Below are 21,443 nucleotides of genomic sequence, written 5' to 3' on the forward strand. Positions count from 1 at the left end.
GGCCTCGGCGTGGTCATCGTGATCGGAGCGCTGGCCATCTGGATGCGCTTCGACACCGTCGGCCAGCGGCGTAAGGAAGCGAAGAAGGCACAGGTGGAGGCCGAGTTCGAGGAACTGTCCGAAGAACCGGCGGCCGGTGGCTTCCCGGTGCCGCCGCTCGACCTGCCGCACTACCACGGCGTTCCCCGGCCGTGAGCGCCTCGGCCAGGACCTGTCTCTGACCCGCGATCACCCGGGCCCGTCGGCACGACTATTCATTCGATGTATAGTCCTGATCATGTCAACCGGTCATGTGCTACTTGGCTTCCTCGTCGAACGCCCGAAGCACGGTTACGAGCTCAAGAAGGAGCACGATCACCGTCTCGCCGGCGCCAAGCCACTGGCGTACGGACAGGTCTATGCCACGCTGCAACGCCTGGAACGCGACGGCCTGGCGGAGGTGGCCGAGACGCAGCAGGAGGGCGGCCCCGAGCGCACGCTGTACGCGATCACCGACGGCGGCCGGGCGGAGCTGGAGCGGTGGCTGAACACCGTCGAGCCGTCGGCTCCTTACGTCGCCAGCCCGTTGTTCGCCCGGGTCGCCGTCGCCGGAAAAGGCGCCGACGGCTATCTCCTGCGGCAACGCGAGGCACACCTGGCCCGCATGCGGGAGCTGACCGCCGAGAAGGCGTCCGGCGCGCCCGCCCAGGTGCTGGCGGCCGACTACGCGCTCCAGCACCTTGACGCCGACCTGCGCTGGATCGAGACCGCGCTCGCGCGGGTGAAGGAGGACAACCATGCTTGAGGCCAGGGGCCTGGGCAAGTCGTTCGGTAACACCAGGGCGCTGAGCGGCGTCTCCCTGCAGATCGCGGAGGGCGAGATCGTCGCCGTCACGGGGCCGAGCGGCGCGGGCAAGTCGACGTTGCTGCACTGCCTGGCCGGGATCATCCGGCCGGAGTCCGGCGAGGTCGCCCTGGACGGCAGGCGGATCGACACGCTGCCCGAGGCGGAGCTGACCAAGCTGCGACGCGAGAGCTTCGGGGTGGTCTTCCAGTTCGGCGAGCTGGTGCCGGAGCTGACCGCGGCGGAGAACGTCGCGCTGCCGATGTTGTTCAACCGGCACGGCAGGCAGGAGGCGATGACCGCCGCGGCGGAATGGCTGGGCCGGCTGGAGGTGTCCGACTGCGCCGACCAGCGCACCGGTGAGTTGTCCGGGGGGCAGCGGCAGCGGGTGGCCGTCGCGCGGGCGCTGGTGACCGGGCCCCGCGTGGTCTTCGCCGACGAGCCCACCGGAGCGCTGGACACGCTCGGCGGCGAGCAGGTGATGAACGCGCTGCTCGGCGCGGCCCGCGGCAGCCGTACCGCCGTCGTCCTGGTCACCCACGACAACCGGGTGGCCGCGTACGCCGACCGGGAGATCGCCCTGCGCGACGGAGCGGTGCTGGCAGGGGTGAACCGATGATCGCCGTGCTGCGCATGCTGAACAGGGGACGCTCGCGGGCCGAGCGGGTGCGCGCCTGGCTGGTCGCCGCGGGCGCGGCGGTGGCGACGTTCCTGGTCTGCACGGCCGTCAGCCTGGCGGACTACCGGGATGAGGGCGGCTCGCTGACCGGGCTCGGCCTGGCCCTGCTGGCCGTGCCGGTCGCCGGCCTGGTCCACCAGGCCAACCGGCTGGCCTCGGCCACGAGGGAGCGGCGGCTGGCCGCCTTGCGGCTGGCGGGGGCGACGCCGGGTGACGTGCGGCGGCTGGGCGCCCTGGAAGGCGGCCGGCTGGCACTGGGCGGCTCGCTGGGCGGGGCCGTGCTCTACGTGGTCACCCATCTCGGCGGGCCGCTGCCGCAGGTGCCGGTGGTCGTGGCGCTCGTGACGCTCGGCGCGATCCTGTCGGGGGCCCGCGCCGGCCGGCATGTCGTCGCCTCGCCGCTGGGCGTGGTCCGCCGTGCGCGCGTGCGGGGGCCGCGCGTGCGGGACCTGCTCCTCTTCGCGGCCGGCGTCGGCCTTCTCGTTCTCGGAGCCGTGGTGAAGGGCGGTTTCCCCTTCGTCGGCAAGTACGGCTCCGTGGTCGCCATGGCGGCCGGGCTGGTGCTGCTGCTGTTCGGCGTGACCCTGGCCGCGACCTGGCTGATCAGGGCGTACGCCCGCCGGGCCGGCCGGAGGGCGCGGTCGCCGGAGACGCTGCTGGCCGCGCGGCTGGTCGAGGCGGACCCGAGGGCGTGGGCCAGGGCCCTGTCCGTGGTGAGCCTGACGGTGTTCTTCGGCGCGGGGGCCGGGGCACAGCAGGCTGAAGTCGGCTACTCCCAGGCCCACGCGCTGGTGGACGTCGCGCTCCTGGTCGCGCTGGTGACCTCGGCGGTCGCTCTGGTGGTGCACCAGGCGGAGGAACTGATCGACCTTCGCCGCTCGTTCGCCGCGCTGGCCGCCTCCGGGGTGCCGGAGCGGGCGCTGGGCGCAGTGCTCGTACGGCAGGCGGTCATCGCCGCGCTGCCGGTCTGCGTGGCGGCGGCCGTCTCGGGAGTCGCGGTCGTGGTCCTGCCTCTGTTGGACGTCTACCGCTTCCAGTCGCTCGGCTGGGCGGTGGCCAGGGCCGTGGCCATGGTGAGCATCGGGGTTCTCGCCGCGGTGCTCGTCGCCCTGGCGGCACGCCCCCTGCTACGCGGCGCACTCCGTTTGGAGAGGCGAACATGACCGCTTGGAGAAGCGAACATGACCGCGATCCCGCCGTCCGGTCAGGCGCCGCCTGGGCTCCCTGGCGCTGCTGTTGCCTGCTGGTGGCCGCGCCGTAATCCCGTTGCGGCATGATCACTGGCTATGAACAAGACGATCACCGCCTTATCGGTGCTTGCCGCCGCTCTCCTGCTGTCCGCCGCACCCGCCCAGGCGACTGCCGCGGATCCGGTACGCGCGCTGAAGGCCAAGCTGGTCCCCGGGCACGGGGTGCACTTCACCGAGGTGGCCAACTGGTCCGACGGCCTGGACACGCTGGAGACGGACACCGCCAAAGGCGTGCTGCAGTTCAGCAAGAAGGGGGTGGCCGGCTATGACGTGAGGAGCACCACGTGGGATGAGGAGAAGTTCCGCGTCGTCTCCGTTGGCGACACCGCGTACTACTCCGGCGCCATCTACAAGCTGCCCAAGGGCAAGACCTGGTACGCGACCGGTGGCGGCGCACTGCCCACCATCTACGGGCAGATCCTCAACCCGGCCGAGCTCACGACGCTGTCGGCGCTGCTCAAGAAGGGCACGAAGGCCGGCAACAAGATCACCGGCGAGATCGCCTTCTCTGACCTGGCCAAGGTCTCGCCGTGGTTCTCCCGCTCGGTTCTCGCCGAGTGGGCCGACGACACGAAGGTCTCCTACACGCTGACGCTGAGCTCGGCCGGCCTGGTCACCAAGCTGTCGAGCTCGTACCGGGCCACGGACGTCACGGAGAACTTCTCCGACTTCGAGGGCGGCATCATCTCCGTCGACACCCGTTACTCCGGGTGGGGGAGCAAGGTGTCGGTCAAGGCTCCGAGCCCCAAGACCGTGACCGACAAGCTGCCCTCATGAGTGCCCCGCGGCGAACTCCTTGAGGCTCGCGGTCGGGATCGTCTTGTCGGATCCCGGCCGCATTACACTCACCTCCATGATCGAGTTGGACGACGGTGCGCGGCTCCGTACCTGGACCGCGGGCTCGGTGACTCCGCGGAGATTTCCCGTGGTCATGGTGCACGGCGGTCCAGGAGTCCCCGACTATCTCGCCCCGGTGGCCGGCCTCATCGACGACCTGTGCCTGGTCCACCGCTACGACCAGCGCGGCACCGGCGGATCGGCATGGGAGGGAGAGCACACGATCGCCCGCCACGTTCGCGACCTGTCGTTGTTGCTCGATGCGTGGGAACACGACCGGGTCGTTCTGGTGGGGCATTCGTTCGGAACCAATATGGCCGGCTACTTCTTGCTGGCCCATCCCGAGCGCGTGGCCGGACTGGTTCAGATCGCCGGGCCCTTCCTGGATCCATGGCGGGAAGCCGACCGGGCGGCACAGCGAGCACGACGCACTGACGAGCAGCAGAGCAGGCTCGATGTACTCGATGCGATCGAATCGCGCACAGACGCCGAGGAGATCGAGTACCTCACGCTGTCGTGGTTCACCGACCACGCCGACCGGGCTCGTGCATGGGATTGGGCGCGGGCATCGGCCCGCATGCTGCGGCCCGTCAACTACGCGATGAACACCCAGCTCAACGCGGCGAAGAAAGCCGACCCGCTCGAATCACACGTGGACGAACTACGCGAGCGCCTGCCGCCCGGCGCGGTGATCATCGGCGGGGCCGGCGACAGCCGCCCTGCCGACGCCCTGCGACGTCTCGGAACACGCCTCAACTGCGAGGTCGACATCGTTCCTGACGCGGGGCACCATCCGTGGCTGGAAGCACCGGACCAGTTCGGTGCGGCGCTCCGCGCTGCCGTGGAGAGACAGACCCGAAGGGCATCGCGGCGACCCTGAGCCCCCTCCTTATCCTTATGGATCGTGAAATCACCAGTCAGACGGGACACCGCTCGGGTGATCTTGATCAGCCAAGACGAACGCGTCCTCCTCTTCCAGCACCATCTGCCGCATCCGTGGGCGCGGGACGGCTGGATGACCCCAGGCGGCGCCATAGAAGAGGGCGAATCCCCAGCAGAAGCCGCTGCCCGGGAACTCTTGGAAGAGACGGGTCAGACGATCTCCCCTGCCGGGGCCCGAACCCCTGTCGCGATCAACTCTGGTCAGTGGTCTGCCGGCAACACCCTCTTCACCACGGTGAACTGGTACTTCTTCTCCCGCACACACACCGCTCACCTCGACCTCAGCGGCCAAGCTGACCACGAGCGCAAAGACTTGCTCAACCACAGATGGTGGACCCTCGGCGACCTCGAGCTCACACGGGAACTCATCCTCCCGCTCGGCCTGCTCAGCCTCGTTCGGCAACTGCTGGCCGGCGAACCACCCCAGGAACCGATCCGACTGCCGTGGGTTTAGCGTCCCCCCGATCACACGGAAAGGACTCTCGGTCAGGCAGGCGAACCGGCTCGTCGGCCCGCTGGACATGCGCGAGCCGGTGACCGGATGGTTCGCTTGACTTCAAGTCGGCTTCAAGTTGCAGGATCTCGGGCATGGACAAGACTCAGACGATCAGCGACGCACAGGCCGAAGCCTGGCTCGCCGAGCAGCGTGAACGAGGCCGGCGCGGGCGGCTGTTCCTCGCCCTACCCCTGTTCGTGACCGCGGCCACGCGCCGGTGACCCGTCGGCGGGCAGGGAAACGATGGGGGAAACGACGATCCGGCTCGTCAGCCAGAACACTTCGCCGAGCTTCGCTCCTGAGCTCAGATCGGCCTGGAGGGCGCGAGCCGCCAAGTGGATATCGGCAGGCAGCATAGGCGTGTCGAGGACCCGGGCCTGCTCGTCGGAGACTCGGTGTGCGGGTTCGGTATCGTCACCGGGCGCACGTGCGGCAAAGTATGGCCCGGTGGACTTCACGCCGTCCTGTCCCTGCCACGTTGGTCATCGCTTCTCCTGCGTTCCGGAACGCCGGTGCGGGAATGCCGCGGCTGTCAGGAACTGGCCGTTGTCCTGTCCGACCGTCAGTTCGCCTCCGTCGGCGGCGACACGTTGTTCGAGGGCGGCCAGTCCCCGGAGCTCGGGCAGCGGTGTCCGCTGGGCACCGTCGTTGACGATGGTGATGCTCGACTCCGACAGAGTGATCCGCACCCGTGTCGCCTGGGCGTGACGCAGGATGTTGGTCGTGGTCTCGCGCAGTACCTGGCCGAGCAGTTCGCCCGCGCCCGGGTCGACGTCCGCTTCGCGCTTGATGCGCACGCCGATGCCCGCGGCCTCGAAGAGGTTCCTGGCGTTCTCCAGCTCTGCGGAGAGGTTGAGCCGCCGCTGTGCGTAGGCGAGCTCCTTGGTCTGAGTGATGGTGTCGCTGACCAGGGCATGGATCTCCCGCAGCTCCTGTTTGGCCCGTTCGGTGTCGCTGTCCACCAGTTTCTGGGCGAGCGCCGTTTTCAGCTTCACCACATGCAGGGTGTGGCCCTGGATGTCGTGCAGGTCACTGGCGAACCGGACGCGTTCGCGGATGACGGCCAGCTCCGCTTCCCGCTCCCGTGCCTCCTCCAATTCCGTGACGATGTCGTAGAACCGCTTGTTGGGGAACCTGAGTCCGACCAACGCCAGGGTGATGCCCGTGGGGATGAGGACGTACTGGAGCAGAACGCCGGGAATGTCCTCGTGGGCCACCAGCAACCTCGTCGCGCCCACCGCGGCGACGTAGGCGGCCAGCGCGACGACTGCCATGCCCCGGCGGCGCGACAACTGCGGGATGACGAAGGCGCCCACGGAGGAAATGCCGAAGAACGCCGCGCTGCCGTCCACCACCAGGACGGAGAAGGGCCACACGGCCGCGGTGACGACCAGGCAGGGGAGCGCGACCCGCAGAACGTCGCCTGCCGTCCACCGCACGAAGGCCACCAGGACCGCCACCACGCCCGCGCCCAGGACGAGGGCATCCCACCAGGACCGGGCGTCCTTCACCACCACCAGCGCCCCGGAGACGACGAGCACCGGGAGGAACAAGGTGAGGTTGAGCTTGCGTAGCCGTCCCTGCGCCGGCTCGGCGTCTTCGGAGGCCGTGTGTGCCGGGCTCACCGGGGCTTCAGCCGGTCGCCGGGGCGCCGGTTCGCGCCGTGGGATCGCGGTTGTCCGCATCAGCCGTGTCAGCGGTCAGCGGTATCGCGCGGTGGCCTGGCATGGGTGGCTCCCCCTGGATCGAACAGCAGAATCCGCTCAGTATTCTGCCTGCTCCGTGGTGCCACCAGTGACACCACGTCATGGCTTCACCACCGGGGATGTCATGGCGAGGTCATGACGTGGTCGCACTGCCGGATGAGCGCGGCGGCGGCTGAGATTGAGGCCGGTAAAGACCTTGAGCCTGGCGACCGTCGAAGGCCGCCAGGCGCTCGCCGCGCCGGCCTCTCCGTTCTCCCGCCGGGAGCCCGGCCGGCGACCCCTTCTGGAGGAGCATATGAAGCACTCTCATACGGTCGCCGCGGCTCTGGTCGTCGCCATGACCGCCGCGCTCGCCGGTCCCGCCGCGGCGGAACCGAACACCGGGGCGGTCGCCACGGCTGATGACCCGGTGACGCACAAGGAGAACGACCGGGTCCCGGAGGGTGCGGCCTGGACGCAGCACTATTTCCCGTCCTCGGACGGCTCCGACGTCCAGTTGCACGCCGACGTCCTGCTGCCGGAGGGGCTGGCCACGGGGGCGAAGGTGCCGGTCATTCTGTCGGCTGGCGCGTACTTCGGGCACTCCGGGCAGATGGGACTCGAGGGCTGGAAGCACACCGGCCCCTCCAACCGCTTCCACGACCTCATCAAGGGCACCGACCTGTTCAAGCGCGGTTACGCCTTGGTCATGGTGGACGTGCGCGGCTTCGGCGGCTCCACCGGCTGCCTGGACTTCGCGGGTCCCGGTGAGCAGGCCGATGTCAAGGCGGCGATCGGCTGGGCCGCGAGCCGGCCGTGGTCAACCGGCGCGGTGGGCATGTACGGCAAGTCCTACGACGCCATCACCGGCCTGATCGGCAACAACCTGGACCAGGACGCGCTCAAGGCCGTCGTCGCCCAGGAACCCATCTGGGACCTGTACCGCAACATCCGGTCGAACGGTGTGCCCCGCTCGACCGGCGTCACCGTGGCCGACACCTACAACAAGATCGCCGGGTTGCCCCCGATGCCGGACGACGACCCCCGTTACCGGGCCAACGCCACATACGAGAAGACCCACCCGCTATGCGCCGCGGAGAACACGATCGGCTACCAGACCGGCGACCGGGAGTCGGCGTACTGGAAGGCGCGTGACCTGGCGGAGCACGCCAAGGGCAGCGACACCCCGCTGTTCGTCACCCAGGGCTTGCTCGAATGGAACACCGAGCCCGAGGCGATCCAGGAATACCTCGCCAACCACCAGGGCCCCGAGCGCGGCTGGCTCGGCCCGTGGGACCACGTACGCGGCAACGACCGCATCGCGGACGGCCGCCTGGCCATGGGCCGCGAAGGCTGGTTCAAGGAGACGATGTCCTTCTACGACCACTACCTCAAGGGCATCAAACCCTCGGTCGACCACCCGGCCTACGCCATCCAGGACAGCACCGGCAAATGGCGCGCCCAGGACACCTGGCCGGTCGCGGACCGCTCCGCCACCCTCCGGCTCCCCGGCGGCTCCTATCTGGACGACGGGGCCGAAGGCGGGCCCACGGCCGGGAACACGTTCGTCAGGTGGTCCAAGCCGCTCGCCCGGACCACCCGCGTCACCGGCACCCCCCGCATCTCCCTCACCACCAGGCAACACGGCAACATCATGATCAAGCTGTACGACGTCGCCCCGGACGGCACCGCCGTCATGTTCGACGAGCAGGTCTCCGTGCTCGACACCGGCAAGACGGCCTTCGACCTCAAGTCGACCGACTGGACCCTGCCCGCAGGCCACTCCCTGGCCGTCGAGATCGGCACCATTCAGCCCGCCGGCGACTGGCTCGACACCCCCACCCGCCAGACGATCAACGTCACCGGCCCCCGGCTCGAACTGGCCCTGAACAACCCCGCCGACGACACCCCCACCCAGGGCGACCCAGCCCCCTACCTCGACACCTACCGGAAGACGTGGACGAAGAAGCTGCCCATCGGCACCCCGGCATTCACGGTGCCGACCGGCAAGCGCTGACCGGCGCGTGCCAGCGGCATGTGCGGGCGATGTGCGGGCTATGTCAGAGGGTCGCGCCAGTCTGCATGTCGAGGGCGGAGCCTGTACGGGCCGGGCCCGAGAAGGAAGGACGGAGATATGAGCGATCTTGTGGTGCACGACGTCGTCATCGTCGGCGCCGGCCCGGTCGGGCTTTTTCTCGCGATCGAGCTTGAGACCGCGGGCGTGAAGCCGCTCGTGCTGGAGCGGCTCGTGGAGCCCGACCGCGGGATCAAGGCCGCCGCGATCGGCGCGGCGGGAGCCGAGGCGCTGGAGCGACGCGGGCTGGCGCGCGCGCTCGACGAGGAACAAGTGACGATGCCGATGACGAAGGCGGCGCGGGCCGGATCCGGACCGGTGAAGAAGCCGGGAGGCCATTTCTCCGCGTTGTTCGTGATCGACCAGGACCTCCAGCGAGACCCGGAGCGCCACAGCCGCATGGTGCCGCAGGAGGCGCTCGAGAGGATCCTGACCGCGCGCGCGAGCGAGCTCGGCATCGAGATCCGTCGCGGCGTCGCGGTGGAAGGCTTCGAGCAGGACGACGACGGCGTGACCGTGCAGACGAGCGCGGGCCCGCTGAGCGCGAAGTACCTGGTCGGCTGCGACGGCGGCCGGAGCCGCGTCCGCAAGCTGGCCGGGTTCGACTTCCCCGGCACGGATCCGACCATCACCGGCTATCAGGCCCTCGTCGAGTTCGACGCGTCCGAGAAGCTCACGAAAGGCTGGCAGCGGACGCCGCGCGGACTCGTCACGTCGATCCCGGGGCGCGTCTTCACGGCGGAGTTCGACGGGCCGCCGCCGGATCGGGACGCGCCGATCACGCGGGCCGAGGTCGAAGCGTCGATCCAGCGCGTGAGCGGCACCGACGTCAAGATCCTTTCGATGTCGAAGGCGACGCGCTGGACCGACAACGCGCGGCAGGCGACGACGTACCGCATGGGCCGTGTCCTGCTCGCCGGCGACGCCGCGCACGTCCACTCGCCCTTCGGCGGGCAAGGCCTGAACCTCGGCCTCGTCGACGCCGCGAACCTCGGCTGGAAGCTCGCCGCGGCGGTGAAGGGGAGCGATCATCTCCTCGGCTCCTACACCGCCGAGCGCCATGCCGTCGGTGCGCGCGTCCTGGAGAACACCCGCGCGCAGGTCGCGCTGGTACGTCCCGACCCGCTCACGAGCGCGCTCCGCACCATCGTGAGCGACCTGATCAAGCTGCCAGAAGGCAACCGCCACATCGGCGAGATGCTCTCGGGCGCCGGCATTCGTTACGACCTCGGCGACGACGACCCGCTCGTCGGCACGCTCGCGAAGGACCAGCTCCTCACGCTCGCCGACGGCGGCGAAGAGCGGCTCTACGCGCTGATGGAGAAAGGCGGCGGCGTGTTCGTCTCGCCTTCGGAACGGTCGCTCCCGCGAAACGTCCATCATGCGCACACCAAGGAAGGCCCGTCGATGCTCCTCCGCCCCGACGGCTGCGTCGCGTGGACGGACGCGTCGTCCACGTCACTCGACGAGGCGCTCGCGCGCTGGTTCTGATCGATCCGCACTATCACGAGAGCTATTTCGGAGGTTGGGTCCATGGACGAGCTCCTCGACAGCACGAGGACAAGCCGTACAAGTCAGGGAAACTGGATCGCTACCTGGGGCACGGCGCAGCAGGTGGCGCAATCTGCCGAGCCGGGTGGAGGGCCGCAGATGCCGGGTCCGCCGGACGACGCTCCTCCCGCCGCTCCTCCCGGCGCCGACGCGCCCGCCGAAGCACCGGCCGCGCCGTCGAAGATCAGCGCGCAGACCGTGCGCATGGTGGCGCGTGCCACCGTGGGCGGCACGGCCGTGCGCGTCGCGCTGTCGAACTCCTTCGGTCACACGCCGGTGCGCGTCGATGCCGCGCATATCGCGCGGCACGACAGCGGCGCGGCGATCCGCGCGGGCAGCGCGCGCAAACTGACCTTCGGCGGGCGCGATGCGGTGGTGTTGCCGACGGGCGCGCAGATCCACAGCGATCCCATCGAGTACGACGTGCCCGCGCAGACCGACCTGGTCGTTTCCCTGTACATCCCCGACGAGAACGTCATTCCCACGACGCACGAGGTCGGACTGCGCACGGCCTGGCTCGCACCGGGCGACCAGGCCGCCACGCGGAACCTGCGGGACGCCACCGGGTTTCAGTCCTACCTGTGGCTCACCGGCGTCGACGTGCTGGCGCAGCCCACGGCCGCCACCATCGTGGCCTTCGGCGACTCCATCACCGACGGCGCCGCCACCACGCCCGACGCGGACATGCCGTGGCCTTCGTTGCTGGCGCGCCGGCTGGCCGCGCGGCAGGACCTGCCGCCGCGCGCGGTGATCAACATGGGTATCGCCGGTAACCGCGTCCTGCGCGAGACCGACGGCTTCGGCGCCGGCGCGCTGGCGCGTTTCGACCGCGACGTGCTGGCCCGGCCCGGCGTGCGCTGGGTGGTGTTGTCCGAGGGAGGCAACGACATCGCCTTCGGCTTCATGCCGGGCATGCCGGAGAGCGAGCGGGCGACGGCGGAGGACATCATCGCCGGCTACCGCATGCTGATCGGCCGCGCGCATCTGCACGGCCTGCGAATCATCGGGTGCACGCTGACGCAGTTCGGCGGCTCGTTCGTCTTCACGGAGGAGAGCGAGCGCATGCGCCAGGACGTGAATCGCTGGATCCGCGGCAGCGGCGAGTTCGACGCGGTGGTCGATCTGGATGTGGCCACCCGTGACCCGGCCGCGCCGACGCGGCTGCGCACCGAGTTCGACTCCGGCGACAACGTCCATCCGAACGACGCGGGCAACAAGGCGATCGCCGAGGCCTTCGACCTGGACCTGTTCCGGGAATAGGGCTTACGCCTGTACGGGGCTGTCCGGCTCCTGGCGCAGGCGGGCCGGATCGACCTGGAGCGAGGCCGTCTTCCCGTCCAGCTGCCAGCCCTCCTGGTACGCCGCGGCGAAGACGTCCTCGCCCAGCGCCGTGCGGCCACGGGCGGTCATCGCCTGGATCTGCCGGTCGGTGAGGTCGTGGGTGCCGCGCAGCCGGGCCGCCGCGCCGAGCAACATGGCCATGTCCCGGTGCCGCCCCCGCAGCCCGGCCAGCTCGGCCTCGGCCACCGCGACCGTCGCCATGATCGGCAGGTCCCGGCTCTCCAGGGCCGCGGCGTACGCCCGGGCCAGCGCCACCCCGGCGCCCTCGGCGTCGCCCCGCCGCACGCACAGCGAGGCCCGCACGGAGCTGACGATCGCCTGGCCGTAGTCGCCGCCGGTCACCTCCGCCTCGGCCGCCTCGATGCGGGCCTGCGCGCGGTCCGGGTCGCCGAGCCGCAGCCACGCGCCGGCCTCGAGAGCGGTGACGATGACGACCAGCTCCGGCGACGCCGATCGCTCCGCCCGCTCGCGGACCGCGCCGAGCATCGCCCTCGCCCGGGCGTCCTCGCCCCGCCGCAGGTAGAGGTCGATCCAGCGCACGTCGAGGAAGATCTCGTCGGCCAGGTTCAGCGAGCCGAACTCCCGCGCCTGCGCCCGGGCCTCGCGCAGGTCCGCCAGCGCGCCGTCGAGATCCCCGTCGTACTGCCGCAGCAGCGCGCGCATCGGCAGCGCGGCGGCCACGCCCCAGCGGTCGCCGGCCCGGCCGAAGGCGTCAAGCGCGGCGGCCACGTCGGCGCGTACCTGGTCGAGGTCGCCCTCGTTCTCGGCGAACATGGCCCGGAACATGTGGGCCAGCCCGGACAGCCAGAGGTCGGGGCCGTCGGCGAGACGCTGAACCAAGGCGAGCGACGCCTCGTGCTCCCGCAGGAAGTGGAGCGTGATCGCGGCCAGGACGCCGGCGAAACCGGGCAGCGACGGGTGGGCGAGCAGGCGATCGGCCAGGGCCCGCAGCGCGGACTCGTTCTCGTGCAGGCCTTCGACGGTCAGCGGGGAGCGGGCGTTGATGCGGTTGAGCAGGAGCACCGCCTCGGCGGAGTCACGGTCCAGCGTGTGCCTCGCGGCCGGTAGCGCCAGCGCCTCTCCCTGCCAGTACGCCGCGTCGGCATGCCGGCCGAGCATCTGCCAGTACCAGGAGAGGTTCATGGCGAGCGTGACGGCCGCGGTGGCGTCGCCGGTGTCGCACAGGTGACGCAGGGCGGCGAGCGCGTTGTCGTACTCGGTGCGGATCACGCGCAGCGCGGTGAGCTGGTCGGGGCCGCGCAGCAGCGGCTCCTCGCGGGCGATCAGGTCGGCGAGGTAGCGGGCGGCGAGATCCCGTACGGCGTCGAGCGCGCCCCGGTCGGCGAGCCGCTCGATCCCGTACTCGCGCAGGGTCTCGAGCATCCGGTAGCGGCCCGCGTCGGGCGCCAGTTGCAGCAGCGACTTGTCGATCAGGGCGGCGAGCAGCTCGGGGACCTCACCCGGGAGCACCGCGGTGCCGGCGCAGACCGCGGCGGCGGACTCCGGCGTCACGCCACCGGGCAGGACCGAGACCCGCTCGGCCACCGTACGCTCGTTCTCGCCGAGCAGATCCCAGCTCCAGGCGATGACCGCGCGCAGCGTGCGGTGCCGCGGCGACGCGGCCCGGCTGCCCGTGGTGAGCAGCCGGAACCGGTCGGACAGCCCGGCGGCGAGCTCGGCCAGCGACAGGGTCCGCAGCCGGGCCGTGGCCAGCTCCAGCGCCAGCGGCATGCCGTCCAGGCCGCGCACCAGCCGGACCACGTCCGCGCGCGTCCGCTCGTCGATGTCGAAACCGGGGCGCACCGCCGCGGCCCGTTCGGTGAACAGGCGCACCGCCGCGCCGCGGCGGATGTCCTCGAGGCCGTCGCCGGGGCCGGGCAGCGCCAGCGGGCCGAGCGGGACCAGCGCCTCGCCGTCGATCGCGAGCGGCTCGCGGCTGGTCGCCAGCACCCGCAGCCCGGCGCAGCGCGGCAGCAGCGCCGCGATCAGGTGCGCGACGGCGTCGATCAGGTGCTCGCAGTTGTCCACCACGAGCAGGCTCTCCCGGCCGTCGAGCTGGTCGGCGAGCACGTCCAGCTCGCTGCCCTCGGCTCGCATCCGGCCGGAGGCCTCGAAGAGCGCGGAGCCGCGCAGCCCGATCGCGGCCAGCATCGCCGCGCCGGCCTTGGCGGGCTCGGTGACCGCGGCCAGGTCGACCAGCCAGGCGCCGTCGCGGTACTCGTGGCGGTGGCGGGCCGCGGCCTCGATCGCGAGCCGGGTCTTGCCGGCCCCGCCCGGCCCCACCACGGTGACGCGGCGCCCGCGGGCGAGCAGCGTGTCGATCCGGGCGAGGTCGTCGTCGCGCCCGATGAAGCTGGTCAGGGCGGCGGGCAGATTGCTCGCGGACGCCTCGCGCCGCGCCCCAGGAGCGGAAGCGGCAGCGGGAGCCGGCGATCGCAGCAGGCTCAGGTGGCGCTCGCGCAGGGCGGCGCCGGGGTCGGCGCCGAGCCGGTCGGCCAGGGTTTCGCGCACCCGCTCGTACAGGTCGAGGGCGTCGGCCTGGCGGCCCTGGGCGGTCAGCGCGTCCATCTGCAGCGCGGCCACCCGCTCGTCGGCCGGATGCTCGGCGAGCAGGGCGGTCAGCCGGGTGGCGGCGTCGTCGGCACGGCCCAGCGCCAGCTCCGCCTCGGCCAGATCCGCGCCCGCCTCGACCGCGGTGCGGGACAGCCGGGTCGCGACCGCCGGGGCGACCGCGGCGATCACCGACGGTTCGCCGCAGAGCGCGACCGCCTCGCCCAGCAGCCCGGCCGCCGCCCGGGGATCGCCGGCCCGGAGCCGATCACGGCCGTAGGCGGCCAGCCGCTCGAACCGCAGCGCGTCAACGTCGTCCTCCGTGACGTTGAGGCGGTAGCCGCTCTCGGACTGCGTGACCGCACCGGCCTCGCCGAGCAGCCGGCGCAGCCGGGAGACCAGCGAGTGCAGGGAGTTCGCCGGGTCGGCCGGGAGCTCCCGCGGCCACAGCGCGTCGACCAGGACGCCCGGTTCGACCGGCCGGCCGCCGGCCAGCGCCAGCCGCGCGACCAGACCGCGGAGCCGGGCGCCGGGAACAGCCACCTCGGTGTCGCCGCGGCGCACCTCGAGGGCGCCGAGCAGCGTCACCCGCAGGCGCGTCTCCTCGTTCCCGTGCACCCCCCGATCCTCTCGCGTACGGCCCGCAAGCCCCAACCCGCCCCTCCGGCCTGCGCTCAGGCCGTCAGCACCCGTATCGGGGACCCGGCCCTCCAGGCCGCGATGTCCTCGACGACCTGCTGGTACATCGAGCGATACCCGGCCTCGGTGACGTACCCGAGGTGCGGCAGCAGCACGGTGTTGGGCGCGCTGCGCAGCCGGTCGCCGGCGGGCAGCGGCTCGGTGCCGTAGACGTCCAGCCCTGCCCCGGCGATCGTGCCGGTGGTCAGCGCGGTGACCAGCGCGTTCTCGTCCACGATCGGCCCGCGCGAGGTGTTGACCAGGATCGAGGTGGGTTTCATGGCGGCCAGTTCGGCCGCGCCTACCAGCCCGGTTGTCCGGTCGCTGAGCTTGAGGTGGATGGTGAGGACGTCGCTGGTGGCGAGCAGTTCGTCCTTGGGCACCCAGGTCGCGCCGGCCTCGGTCGCCCGGTCGGGCGTCAGGTTCTGGCTCCACGCGATCACCCGCATGCCGAAGGCCTGGCCGATCCGCGCCACCTGCGTGCCCAACCGGCCCAGCCCGAGCACGCCCAGCGTGCTGCCGGCCAGGTCGGTGCCGACGGTGGTCTGCCAGCGGCCGTCGCGCAGCGCCCGGTCCTCGGTCACCACGTGCCGCCGGCAGGCCAGGATCAGCGCCCAGGTCAGCTCGGCGGTGTTCGAGCTCTTGGTCGTGCCGGACATGGTGCCGGTGACCGTGACGCCGTGGGCCGCGGCCGCCGCCAGGTCGATGGCCGCGTTGACCATGCCCGTGGTCACCAGCAGACGCAGATCCGGCAGCCGGTCGAAGGTCTCGGCCAGGAAGGGCGTCCGCTCGCGCATCGCGACGACGACCTCCGCGCCGCGCAGCGCGGCCGCCAGCTTGTCCGGGTCGGCGATGTGCTCGTGCAGCACCTCGACCTCATCGCCTGGCAGGGAGTCGAAGGGCCCCAGGTCGCGGGCCACCCGCTGGTAGTCGTCCAGAACGACGATCTTCATACGATCACTGTACGCTGGGGACGCGGCGTACAAGACGCACGCCCGGGCGCGCAAGGCGGTCATGCCGCCGCACCCTGTCGGACAGGATCGGCACGTCGACGACCACTCCTGGTCGATCAGGCACGGACCTGACGTGAGGTTCTCCGGCGGTGTACGGCCATCGCCGCCCCGAGGGAGAGGGCGGCGTAGCCGCAGGTCACGATCAAACCTGCCCATGGCGGGAGCGGGTAGTAGCCCCCGATCAGTGACTGGTCCACGTCCACATGGGCGAACGTGGGGATGCTCTGCGTGATCGCGAACCCGGCGGCAGGGGTGATCATCAGCAGCCACGGCACCAGCCCCGCGGACGCCAGCAGGTAGGGCACGACGACCAGCGCGATGGCCAGCCCGATGGCCACGATCACCCGCTTGACCAGCGCGGCGAGGCCCAGAGCCAGTACGGCGGCGACCGCGGTCAGCGCCGCGTAGCCGACGATCACCCGGAGCTCGGTACCCAGGGTGATCGGCTGGATCGGGTTCTGATGGGCACGCAACATCGCCAGGCCGACAGGGACCACGACCCCCGAGGTCACCAGCCCCGCCACGAACGCGAACGCGCCGGCCACCACGGCCTTGGCCGCCAGCAGCCGCGCCTGATGCGGCTCGGCCGGCAGGCCGGTCCTGAAGAACGTGGCCGCCGCCCCGAGCACCAGGATCAGCCCCACGGCCCCGCCGGTCAGCAGGAGGTCAGCGCGCAGACCGCCGTCCACCGTGGCGGGCCCGATGTCACCGCCCCCGGTCACGAGGAGCTTGTCGCCGGACTCGACGACCCCGCCCGGGTGATGCGGGGTCCTGCCGTCGGGCCCCAAGGAGACGCCGACGTCGTCATGCCGCCACGAACCGTTCGCGCCCCGCAGCCTGATCTGGTCGAAGGTGGCGGTGGCCTGGGCGAAGGCTTTCGCCATGTCCCACAACACACCTGGCGAGGTGGCGAACAGCCCGATCTCGACCGTCTCCGGCAACCCGGTGAGCTCGGTCGTGCCGACCTCGGTCCACAGCTCGCCGTCACCCGACTCGTAGCCGGTGAGCGTGTCGCCGGACCTGGTCAGCCGCAGCCACCGTGGCCCCCGCACAGGACCGCCGGCCACGTCGTGGGTGAAGTCGTGCTGCATCCGCACGCCGTGGCCGCCGGTGATCATGACGGCGGCGTACGGCGTGCCTCGCGTGAGACTCTGCCTGACCAGGAGCCCGGCCTTCGCCCACGGCACCACCCCCTTCTTGACGTTACGCACCCCGGGGACGGCGTCCGGCAGCCGCATCTGCCCGGTCATGTCCGACACACGGGCGGTGATGCTGCCGTTCCCCTTGAGCGGCTGGTGCACGAAGTAGTACCTGTCGGTGACCGCCGTACCATCGGGTCCCACCAAAGGCGCGGGGCAGGGGCCGTCGCCCTTCCAGGTCACGCAAGTACTGCGGGCACCCCCGGCGATCAGCAGTCCGATCGACACGGTGACCAGCACGGAGGCCGCCATGGTGAGCACCCGGCCGCGCACGGAGCGGAACGTGGCCCACTCCGCGCGCAGCACCTGGGAGAAGCCGTTCTGCCCGGCCCGCCGGTAAGGCGTGAATGAACTCATGCCGACGGTTGTACGCGGTGCCCGGTTCCGGCACGGTCGCACCGGCTGCGACCCGGCTGGAACCTGGGATCTGGCATCGTCAGGGCATGGCACCTCGACCCGGCGGCAGGTTCGGCCGCATGACGACCGGCGGTGAGACGCGGTGAGGGTCCTCGTCGCCGAGGACTTCGAGGTCCTCGCCCGCTCCATCGGAACCGGGCTGCGCCGCGAGGGCATGGCCGTCGACGTCGTCCTGGACGGAACCGCCGCCGTCGAGCGCCTGGCCGTCACCCGCTACGACGTGGTGATCCTCGACCGCGACCTGCCCGGCGTCCACGGGGACGAGATCTGCCGGCGGCTCGCCCACGGCCGCTGTGAGACCCGCGTGCTGATGCTCACCGCCTCCGGCACGATCGAGGACCGCGTCGACGGGCTCAGCCTCGGCGCCGACGACTACCTGCCCAAGCCTTTCGCGTTCGCCGAACTGGTCGCCCGCGTCCGTGCCCTGGCCCGCCGCGCCACCCCACCGCTGCCGCCGACCCTGGCGTGCGGGGACATCACCCTCGATCCGGCCCGCCGCGTCGCGTTCCGGGCCGGCCGGCGCCTTGAGCTGAGCCCCAGGGAGTTCGCCCTGCTCGAATGCCTGCTCGCCGTGCCCGGCCTGGTCCTCTCCGCCGAGGAACTGCTCGAACGCGTCTGGGACGAGGCCGCCGACCCCTTCAGCAGCGCCGTCAAGCACACCATGCACCGGTTGCGGGCCAAGCTCGGCGACCCGCCCGTGATCGAGACCATCCGCGAAGGCGGCTACCGCATCGGATCGGCATGACCTCCCAGCAGCTCGCCAGAAGATCCCTGCAGACGCGGCTCGCGCTCGCCTACGCGGCGGGCATCTACGCGGCCGGGACCTTCGTGCTCATATTCGTCGACGTCCCGCTGGCCAGCATCCAGCAGGCCAGGCCCAAAGGCCCCTCCTCCTCCGGCACGATCGCCGAAACCGGGCCCGGGATCAGCCTGCCCCAGCTCCTCACCGGATCCGCCGTCGCCCTGGTCATCCTGATTCCCGTCGCCCTGGCTCTCGGCTGGTACGTCGCCGGCCGGTTCCTGCAGCCGCTGCGCGCCATCACCACCACCGCCAGAGTCATCTCCGCCGGAAACCTCCACCGGCGCCTCGACCTCGGCGAGCCTGCGGACGAGCTGACCGAACTCGGCCACACCCTCGACGACCTGTTCGCCCGCCTGCAAGCCTCCTTCGACGCCCAACGCCACTTCGTCGCCAACGCCTCGCACGAGCTGCGCACCCCGCTCGCCGGCCTGCGCACCCTCCTCGAAGTCGCCCTCGCCGATCCCGAAGCCGACGCCGAGACCCTGCGCTCGGTCTGCCAGGAGGCCCTGGCTCTGGGCGAACACCAGGAGCGACTCGTCCAGGCGCTGCTCGCCCTGGCCACCAGCGAGCGCGGCGTCACCCGCTGGGACACCCTCGACCTCACCCAGCTCGTCGCGGGAGTGCTCGCCTCCCGCCGCGACCAAGCCACGGAGACAGGCATCGACCTCGCCGAACACCTCACCCCCGCAGTGACGGCCGGCGACCCGAGACTGATCGAAAGCCTCGTCGCCAACCTCATCGACAACGCCATCCGCCACAACCACCCGGACGGGCACGTGGAGATCACCACTCGGACCTCCGGCACGGAGGCGACCCTCACGGTCACCAACAGCGGGCCAGTCATCCCCGGCGACCAGATCCAGCGCCTCTTCCTGCCCTTCCAGAAACTGGCGCCCGATCGTCACGGCAACGGCCTCGGTCTCGGCCTCGCCATCGTCGATGCCGTCACCCAAGCCCACCACGCCACCCTCACCACCAGCGCCCGCCACGAAGGCGGACTGTCCATCACCGTGCGGTTTCGTCGGAACCATCCCTGACGGCTGCCGGAAACGAAACGGGCGGGCCCCAAAGGTCGGCCGCACAGCCGCCGGACGTCAGGCAGGTCGCCTTCCACAACGACGCGGCCACCGGATTCACGGTCCCGTTGTAGAGGCGGGCTGCTGCTCGTAGCGTGGCTGCGAGGTGCCCGGTTCCGATTCGCAGGTGATCGTTTTGACGTTGCCGGCCCAGTCGCCGGAAAGACAGAATCCGGTGGAGTTGTTCTTGATGACGTAATAGCTGCGGGCCAAAGCCGGGAAGGTCAGCGCGAATGAGCCTCTTCGTGAGCCTCTTCGAGGGAAGATCCCGCCAGGAGCGCCGCGATCCCGCCGGCGAACTTGGAGCATTCGAGGATGTTCTCGTGGGGGCAGGCCAGGCCATGGGCGATGGCGGTGCGTGCGACCTGAGCCTGGGCGATCCGTTGATCCAGCTCGGTGAGCTTACGCCGGTAGAGCTCCCGCCAGCCGTCGCCGGCCGGCGAACGAGACGCGATGAACGCCTTGACCTCCCGCAAGGTGAACCCGACACCTCGCAGCAACAAGAGCAGACCGACCAGCTCGACCGCCGACGGCGGGTAGCGCCGTTGGCCGGAGACCCGGGCCGGCGCCGGCAGCAGGCCGAGTTCCTCCCAGTAGCGCAGGGCGGAGGTGGCGACACCCGTGCGGCTCGCCAGCTCGCCGATCGTCAACTGCTCGCTCATTGACTTCAAGCATACTTGAAGCCGTTGACTGGCGATCATGCAGACAGCAGGTACATCCCTCAAGCAACGCGTGATCAGATATCTGGTGCGCCAGGCGCACCACCCCCGGGGCATCGTCGGGTGGGCGAACGGCTGGATGTTCGCTCTTCGCCCCTCCAACCGGAAGCGCAACATCTGGGCGGTGTCCTTGCTGGACGTTCAGCCCACCGACCGGGTGCTCGAGATCGGTTTCGGCCCCGGCATCGCCATCGCCGAGTTCGCCGGCCGCGCCACCCGGGGCCACGTCTTCGGCGTCGACCACTCGCAGGCCATGGTCCGGCAGGCCGCCCGTCGTAACGCCGCCGCCGTCCGGGACGGGCGTGTGCACCTCACGCACGCCTCCGTGGAGCGGTTGCCGAGCTTCGGCGATCCGCTCGACGCCATCCTCGCCGTCAACTCCGCGGGATTCTGGCCCGACCCGGTGGAGCGGCTTCGCGAACTGCGCCGCCTGCTCCGCCCCGCAGGCCGCATCGCGCTCGTCAGCCAGCCCCGCAGCCCCGGCGCCACCCGGGACACCACGGCCCGAGCCGCCCAAGAGCTCCAGGACCTGCTCACCCAGGCCGGCTTCACCCACCTCCGGGTCGAGACCCTCGAACTCGACCCGCCCGTCGCCTGTGTGCTCGCCGACAATCCGACCGGCGTGCCGTCATGACCGGCGCCAGGTGGTTCCGCCGTCCAGCGTCAGCGGATCGAGCCACTGTGACATGTCGCTCATGACGGTGGCGATCTCGTCGCGGGCCTAGTGGTCGGCGTACAAGGTGATGGTGAGCGGCGCGCCGCCGGCGGTGAGCGTGCGTGCCCGCAGGCCGAACTGCGGGTTGTCGAGGACGACGCACACGCCGCGGCCGGCCGCGGCGAGCGCCTGGGCCATCGCCTCGGAACGGGTCTCGCCCGCGAGATCGACGTGCAGGCCGTGGTCGTGCAGCGCGGCGTCCACGGTACGGCGGACCGCGCTGTCCGCTGAGGATCAGCGGGTAGGCGGCCGGCTCGCGGAGTTCGAGGTCACCGGGTTCGCCCGGTTCGCCGGGGTCGCCGGGTCCCCCGGTTCGCCGGGTTCACTGGGTTCGCCGGAGAGCGGGTGCGCGGCCGGTGCCTGGAAGCGGCGATGCGGCGCCGGCGCAGCCGTAGCGCTGCCAGCCCGGCCGGGGGAGGGGTGGTGCCGATGGCGATGCAGCCCGGCTGGCGCGCGGCATGCTGGCCGACTTCGCCGTCCTGTCCGACGACCTGCTCACGGTCGCGCCCGACCGCATCGCCACTCTTTCCGTCGGCGCCACCGTGATCGGCGGTGACGTCGTGTACGACGACGGCGCACTCGCCTGATCAACGCAG

The 21,443-nt window shown here is 71.2% G+C and carries 20 protein-coding genes and 1 pseudogene; 15 read left to right on the plus strand and 6 right to left on the minus strand.

From position 1 onward, the window contains the following. The 8 genes and pseudogenes from ACFPZ3_RS58640 to ACFPZ3_RS58675 all read left to right on the plus strand — a co-directional run. Positions 1-195 (plus strand): annotated as a pseudogene (locus tag ACFPZ3_RS58640) (NADH-quinone oxidoreductase subunit NuoH); the annotation flags it as partial. A gap of 82 nt (positions 196-277) precedes the next feature. After that, a complete protein-coding gene (locus ACFPZ3_RS58645) occupies positions 278-784 on the plus strand; it encodes a PadR family transcriptional regulator (RefSeq protein WP_379523148.1) in 507 nt (168 codons plus the stop codon). After that, a complete protein-coding gene (locus ACFPZ3_RS58650; RefSeq protein ID WP_379523149.1) occupies positions 777-1,442 on the plus strand; it encodes an ABC transporter ATP-binding protein in 666 nt (221 codons plus the stop codon). Before ACFPZ3_RS58645 ends, ACFPZ3_RS58650 begins: the two co-directional genes overlap by 8 nt. After that, positions 1,439-2,665 (plus strand): hypothetical protein, encoded by a 1,227-nt coding sequence (locus ACFPZ3_RS58655; protein ID WP_379523150.1) that lies wholly within the window; start codon positions 1,439-1,441, stop codon positions 2,663-2,665. Before ACFPZ3_RS58650 ends, ACFPZ3_RS58655 begins: the two co-directional genes overlap by 4 nt. A 123-nt stretch (positions 2,666-2,788) precedes the next feature. Then, positions 2,789-3,529, plus strand: a complete 741-nt coding sequence (locus ACFPZ3_RS58660; protein WP_379523151.1) for a hypothetical protein — start codon at positions 2,789-2,791, stop codon at positions 3,527-3,529. A 154-nt stretch (positions 3,530-3,683) separates the two neighbouring features. Then, positions 3,684-4,469, plus strand: coding sequence for an alpha/beta fold hydrolase (locus ACFPZ3_RS58665; protein ID WP_379523255.1), 786 nt, complete (start codon positions 3,684-3,686; stop codon positions 4,467-4,469). Positions 4,470-4,493: 24 nt separating this feature from the next. Then, positions 4,494-4,985: an NUDIX hydrolase gene (locus ACFPZ3_RS58670; protein WP_379523152.1), complete on the plus strand. Its 492-nt coding sequence runs from the start codon at positions 4,494-4,496 to the stop codon at positions 4,983-4,985. Between the two features lie 134 nt (positions 4,986-5,119). Continuing rightward, positions 5,120-5,248, plus strand: a complete 129-nt coding sequence (locus ACFPZ3_RS58675; protein ID WP_379523153.1) for a hypothetical protein — start codon at positions 5,120-5,122, stop codon at positions 5,246-5,248. 261 nt (positions 5,249-5,509) lie between these two features. Here ACFPZ3_RS58675 and ACFPZ3_RS58680 read toward each other — a convergent pair whose 3' ends face one another. After that, the gene (locus ACFPZ3_RS58680) at positions 5,510-6,652 is read right to left on the minus strand and encodes a sensor histidine kinase (protein ID WP_379523154.1); all 1,143 of its coding nucleotides are present in this window, start codon (positions 6,650-6,652) and stop codon (positions 5,510-5,512) included. 376 nt (positions 6,653-7,028) lie between these two features. On the opposite strand from ACFPZ3_RS58680, the gene ACFPZ3_RS58685 reads away from it, so the two are divergent. From ACFPZ3_RS58685 to ACFPZ3_RS58695, 3 genes are all read left to right on the plus strand, one after another. Next, positions 7,029-8,729, plus strand: coding sequence for a CocE/NonD family hydrolase (locus ACFPZ3_RS58685; protein ID WP_379523155.1), 1,701 nt, complete (start codon positions 7,029-7,031; stop codon positions 8,727-8,729). 117 nt (positions 8,730-8,846) lie between these two features. Next, positions 8,847-10,277 (plus strand): FAD-dependent monooxygenase, encoded by a 1,431-nt coding sequence (locus tag ACFPZ3_RS58690; RefSeq protein ID WP_379523156.1) that lies wholly within the window; start codon positions 8,847-8,849, stop codon positions 10,275-10,277. A gap of 42 nt (positions 10,278-10,319) precedes the next feature. Then, a complete protein-coding gene (locus ACFPZ3_RS58695; protein WP_379523157.1) occupies positions 10,320-11,597 on the plus strand; it encodes an SGNH/GDSL hydrolase family protein in 1,278 nt (425 codons plus the stop codon). 3 nt (positions 11,598-11,600) lie between these two features. Here ACFPZ3_RS58695 and ACFPZ3_RS58700 read toward each other — a convergent pair whose 3' ends face one another. The 3 genes from ACFPZ3_RS58700 to ACFPZ3_RS58710 form a co-directional block, all read right to left on the minus strand. Then, on the minus strand, positions 11,601-14,846 hold the full coding sequence (locus ACFPZ3_RS58700) for a BTAD domain-containing putative transcriptional regulator (RefSeq protein WP_379523158.1): 3,246 nt from the start codon (positions 14,844-14,846) through the stop codon (positions 11,601-11,603). 56 nt (positions 14,847-14,902) lie between these two features. After that, complete coding sequence (locus ACFPZ3_RS58705) at positions 14,903-15,859, minus strand: D-2-hydroxyacid dehydrogenase family protein (RefSeq protein ID WP_379523159.1); 957 nt, start codon at positions 15,857-15,859, stop codon at positions 14,903-14,905. Between the two features lie 116 nt (positions 15,860-15,975). Beyond that, complete coding sequence (locus ACFPZ3_RS58710) at positions 15,976-17,475, minus strand: DUF1349 domain-containing protein (RefSeq protein WP_379523160.1); 1,500 nt, start codon at positions 17,473-17,475, stop codon at positions 15,976-15,978. 142 nt (positions 17,476-17,617) lie between these two features. On the opposite strand from ACFPZ3_RS58710, the gene ACFPZ3_RS58715 reads away from it, so the two are divergent. Both ACFPZ3_RS58715 and ACFPZ3_RS58720 read left to right on the plus strand, forming a co-directional pair. After that, the gene (locus ACFPZ3_RS58715) at positions 17,618-18,280 is read left to right on the plus strand and encodes a response regulator transcription factor (protein ID WP_379523161.1); all 663 of its coding nucleotides are present in this window, start codon (positions 17,618-17,620) and stop codon (positions 18,278-18,280) included. Further along, a complete protein-coding gene (locus ACFPZ3_RS58720; RefSeq protein WP_379523162.1) occupies positions 18,277-19,374 on the plus strand; it encodes a sensor histidine kinase in 1,098 nt (365 codons plus the stop codon). Before ACFPZ3_RS58715 ends, ACFPZ3_RS58720 begins: the two co-directional genes overlap by 4 nt. Positions 19,375-19,637: 263 nt before the next feature. Here ACFPZ3_RS58720 and ACFPZ3_RS58725 read toward each other — a convergent pair whose 3' ends face one another. Then, complete coding sequence (locus tag ACFPZ3_RS58725) at positions 19,638-20,075, minus strand: MerR family transcriptional regulator (RefSeq protein ID WP_379523163.1); 438 nt, start codon at positions 20,073-20,075, stop codon at positions 19,638-19,640. A 37-nt stretch (positions 20,076-20,112) separates the two neighbouring features. On the opposite strand from ACFPZ3_RS58725, the gene ACFPZ3_RS58730 reads away from it, so the two are divergent. Beyond that, positions 20,113-20,766, plus strand: coding sequence for a class I SAM-dependent methyltransferase (locus tag ACFPZ3_RS58730; protein WP_379523164.1), 654 nt, complete (start codon positions 20,113-20,115; stop codon positions 20,764-20,766). A gap of 87 nt (positions 20,767-20,853) precedes the next feature. On the opposite strand, the gene ACFPZ3_RS58735 is transcribed toward ACFPZ3_RS58730, so the two are convergent. Then, positions 20,854-21,051, minus strand: a complete 198-nt coding sequence (locus ACFPZ3_RS58735; protein ID WP_379523165.1) for a hypothetical protein — start codon at positions 21,049-21,051, stop codon at positions 20,854-20,856. 242 nt (positions 21,052-21,293) lie between these two features. Here ACFPZ3_RS58735 and ACFPZ3_RS58740 point away from each other — a divergent pair, with 242 nt between their 5' ends. Next, the gene (locus tag ACFPZ3_RS58740) at positions 21,294-21,434 is read left to right on the plus strand and encodes a hypothetical protein (protein ID WP_379523256.1); all 141 of its coding nucleotides are present in this window, start codon (positions 21,294-21,296) and stop codon (positions 21,432-21,434) included. Positions 21,435-21,443 lie beyond the last annotated feature (9 nt).

The organism is Nonomuraea insulae, from assembly GCF_042656245.1.

Coding starts and splice junctions, on each gene's coding strand:
- ACFPZ3_RS58730 (WP_379523164.1), top strand. CDS start 20,113: ATGCAGACAGCAGGTACATCCCTCAAGCAACGCGTGATCAGATATCTG.
- ACFPZ3_RS58660 (WP_379523151.1), top strand. CDS start 2,789: ATGAACAAGACGATCACCGCCTTATCGGTGCTTGCCGCCGCTCTCCTG.
- ACFPZ3_RS58695 (WP_379523157.1), top strand. CDS start 10,320: ATGGACGAGCTCCTCGACAGCACGAGGACAAGCCGTACAAGTCAGGGA.
- ACFPZ3_RS58665 (WP_379523255.1), top strand. CDS start 3,684: ATGGTGCACGGCGGTCCAGGAGTCCCCGACTATCTCGCCCCGGTGGCC.
- ACFPZ3_RS58725 (WP_379523163.1), bottom strand. CDS start 20,075: ATGAGCGAGCAGTTGACGATCGGCGAGCTGGCGAGCCGCACGGGTGTC.
- ACFPZ3_RS58650 (WP_379523149.1), top strand. CDS start 777: ATGCTTGAGGCCAGGGGCCTGGGCAAGTCGTTCGGTAACACCAGGGCG.
- ACFPZ3_RS58685 (WP_379523155.1), top strand. CDS start 7,029: ATGAAGCACTCTCATACGGTCGCCGCGGCTCTGGTCGTCGCCATGACC.
- ACFPZ3_RS58710 (WP_379523160.1), bottom strand. CDS start 17,475: ATGAGTTCATTCACGCCTTACCGGCGGGCCGGGCAGAACGGCTTCTCC.
- ACFPZ3_RS58655 (WP_379523150.1), top strand. CDS start 1,439: ATGATCGCCGTGCTGCGCATGCTGAACAGGGGACGCTCGCGGGCCGAG.
- ACFPZ3_RS58645 (WP_379523148.1), top strand. CDS start 278: ATGTCAACCGGTCATGTGCTACTTGGCTTCCTCGTCGAACGCCCGAAG.
- ACFPZ3_RS58720 (WP_379523162.1), top strand. CDS start 18,277: ATGACCTCCCAGCAGCTCGCCAGAAGATCCCTGCAGACGCGGCTCGCG.
- ACFPZ3_RS58690 (WP_379523156.1), top strand. CDS start 8,847: ATGAGCGATCTTGTGGTGCACGACGTCGTCATCGTCGGCGCCGGCCCG.
- ACFPZ3_RS58705 (WP_379523159.1), bottom strand. CDS start 15,859: ATGAAGATCGTCGTTCTGGACGACTACCAGCGGGTGGCCCGCGACCTG.
- ACFPZ3_RS58675 (WP_379523153.1), top strand. CDS start 5,120: ATGGACAAGACTCAGACGATCAGCGACGCACAGGCCGAAGCCTGGCTC.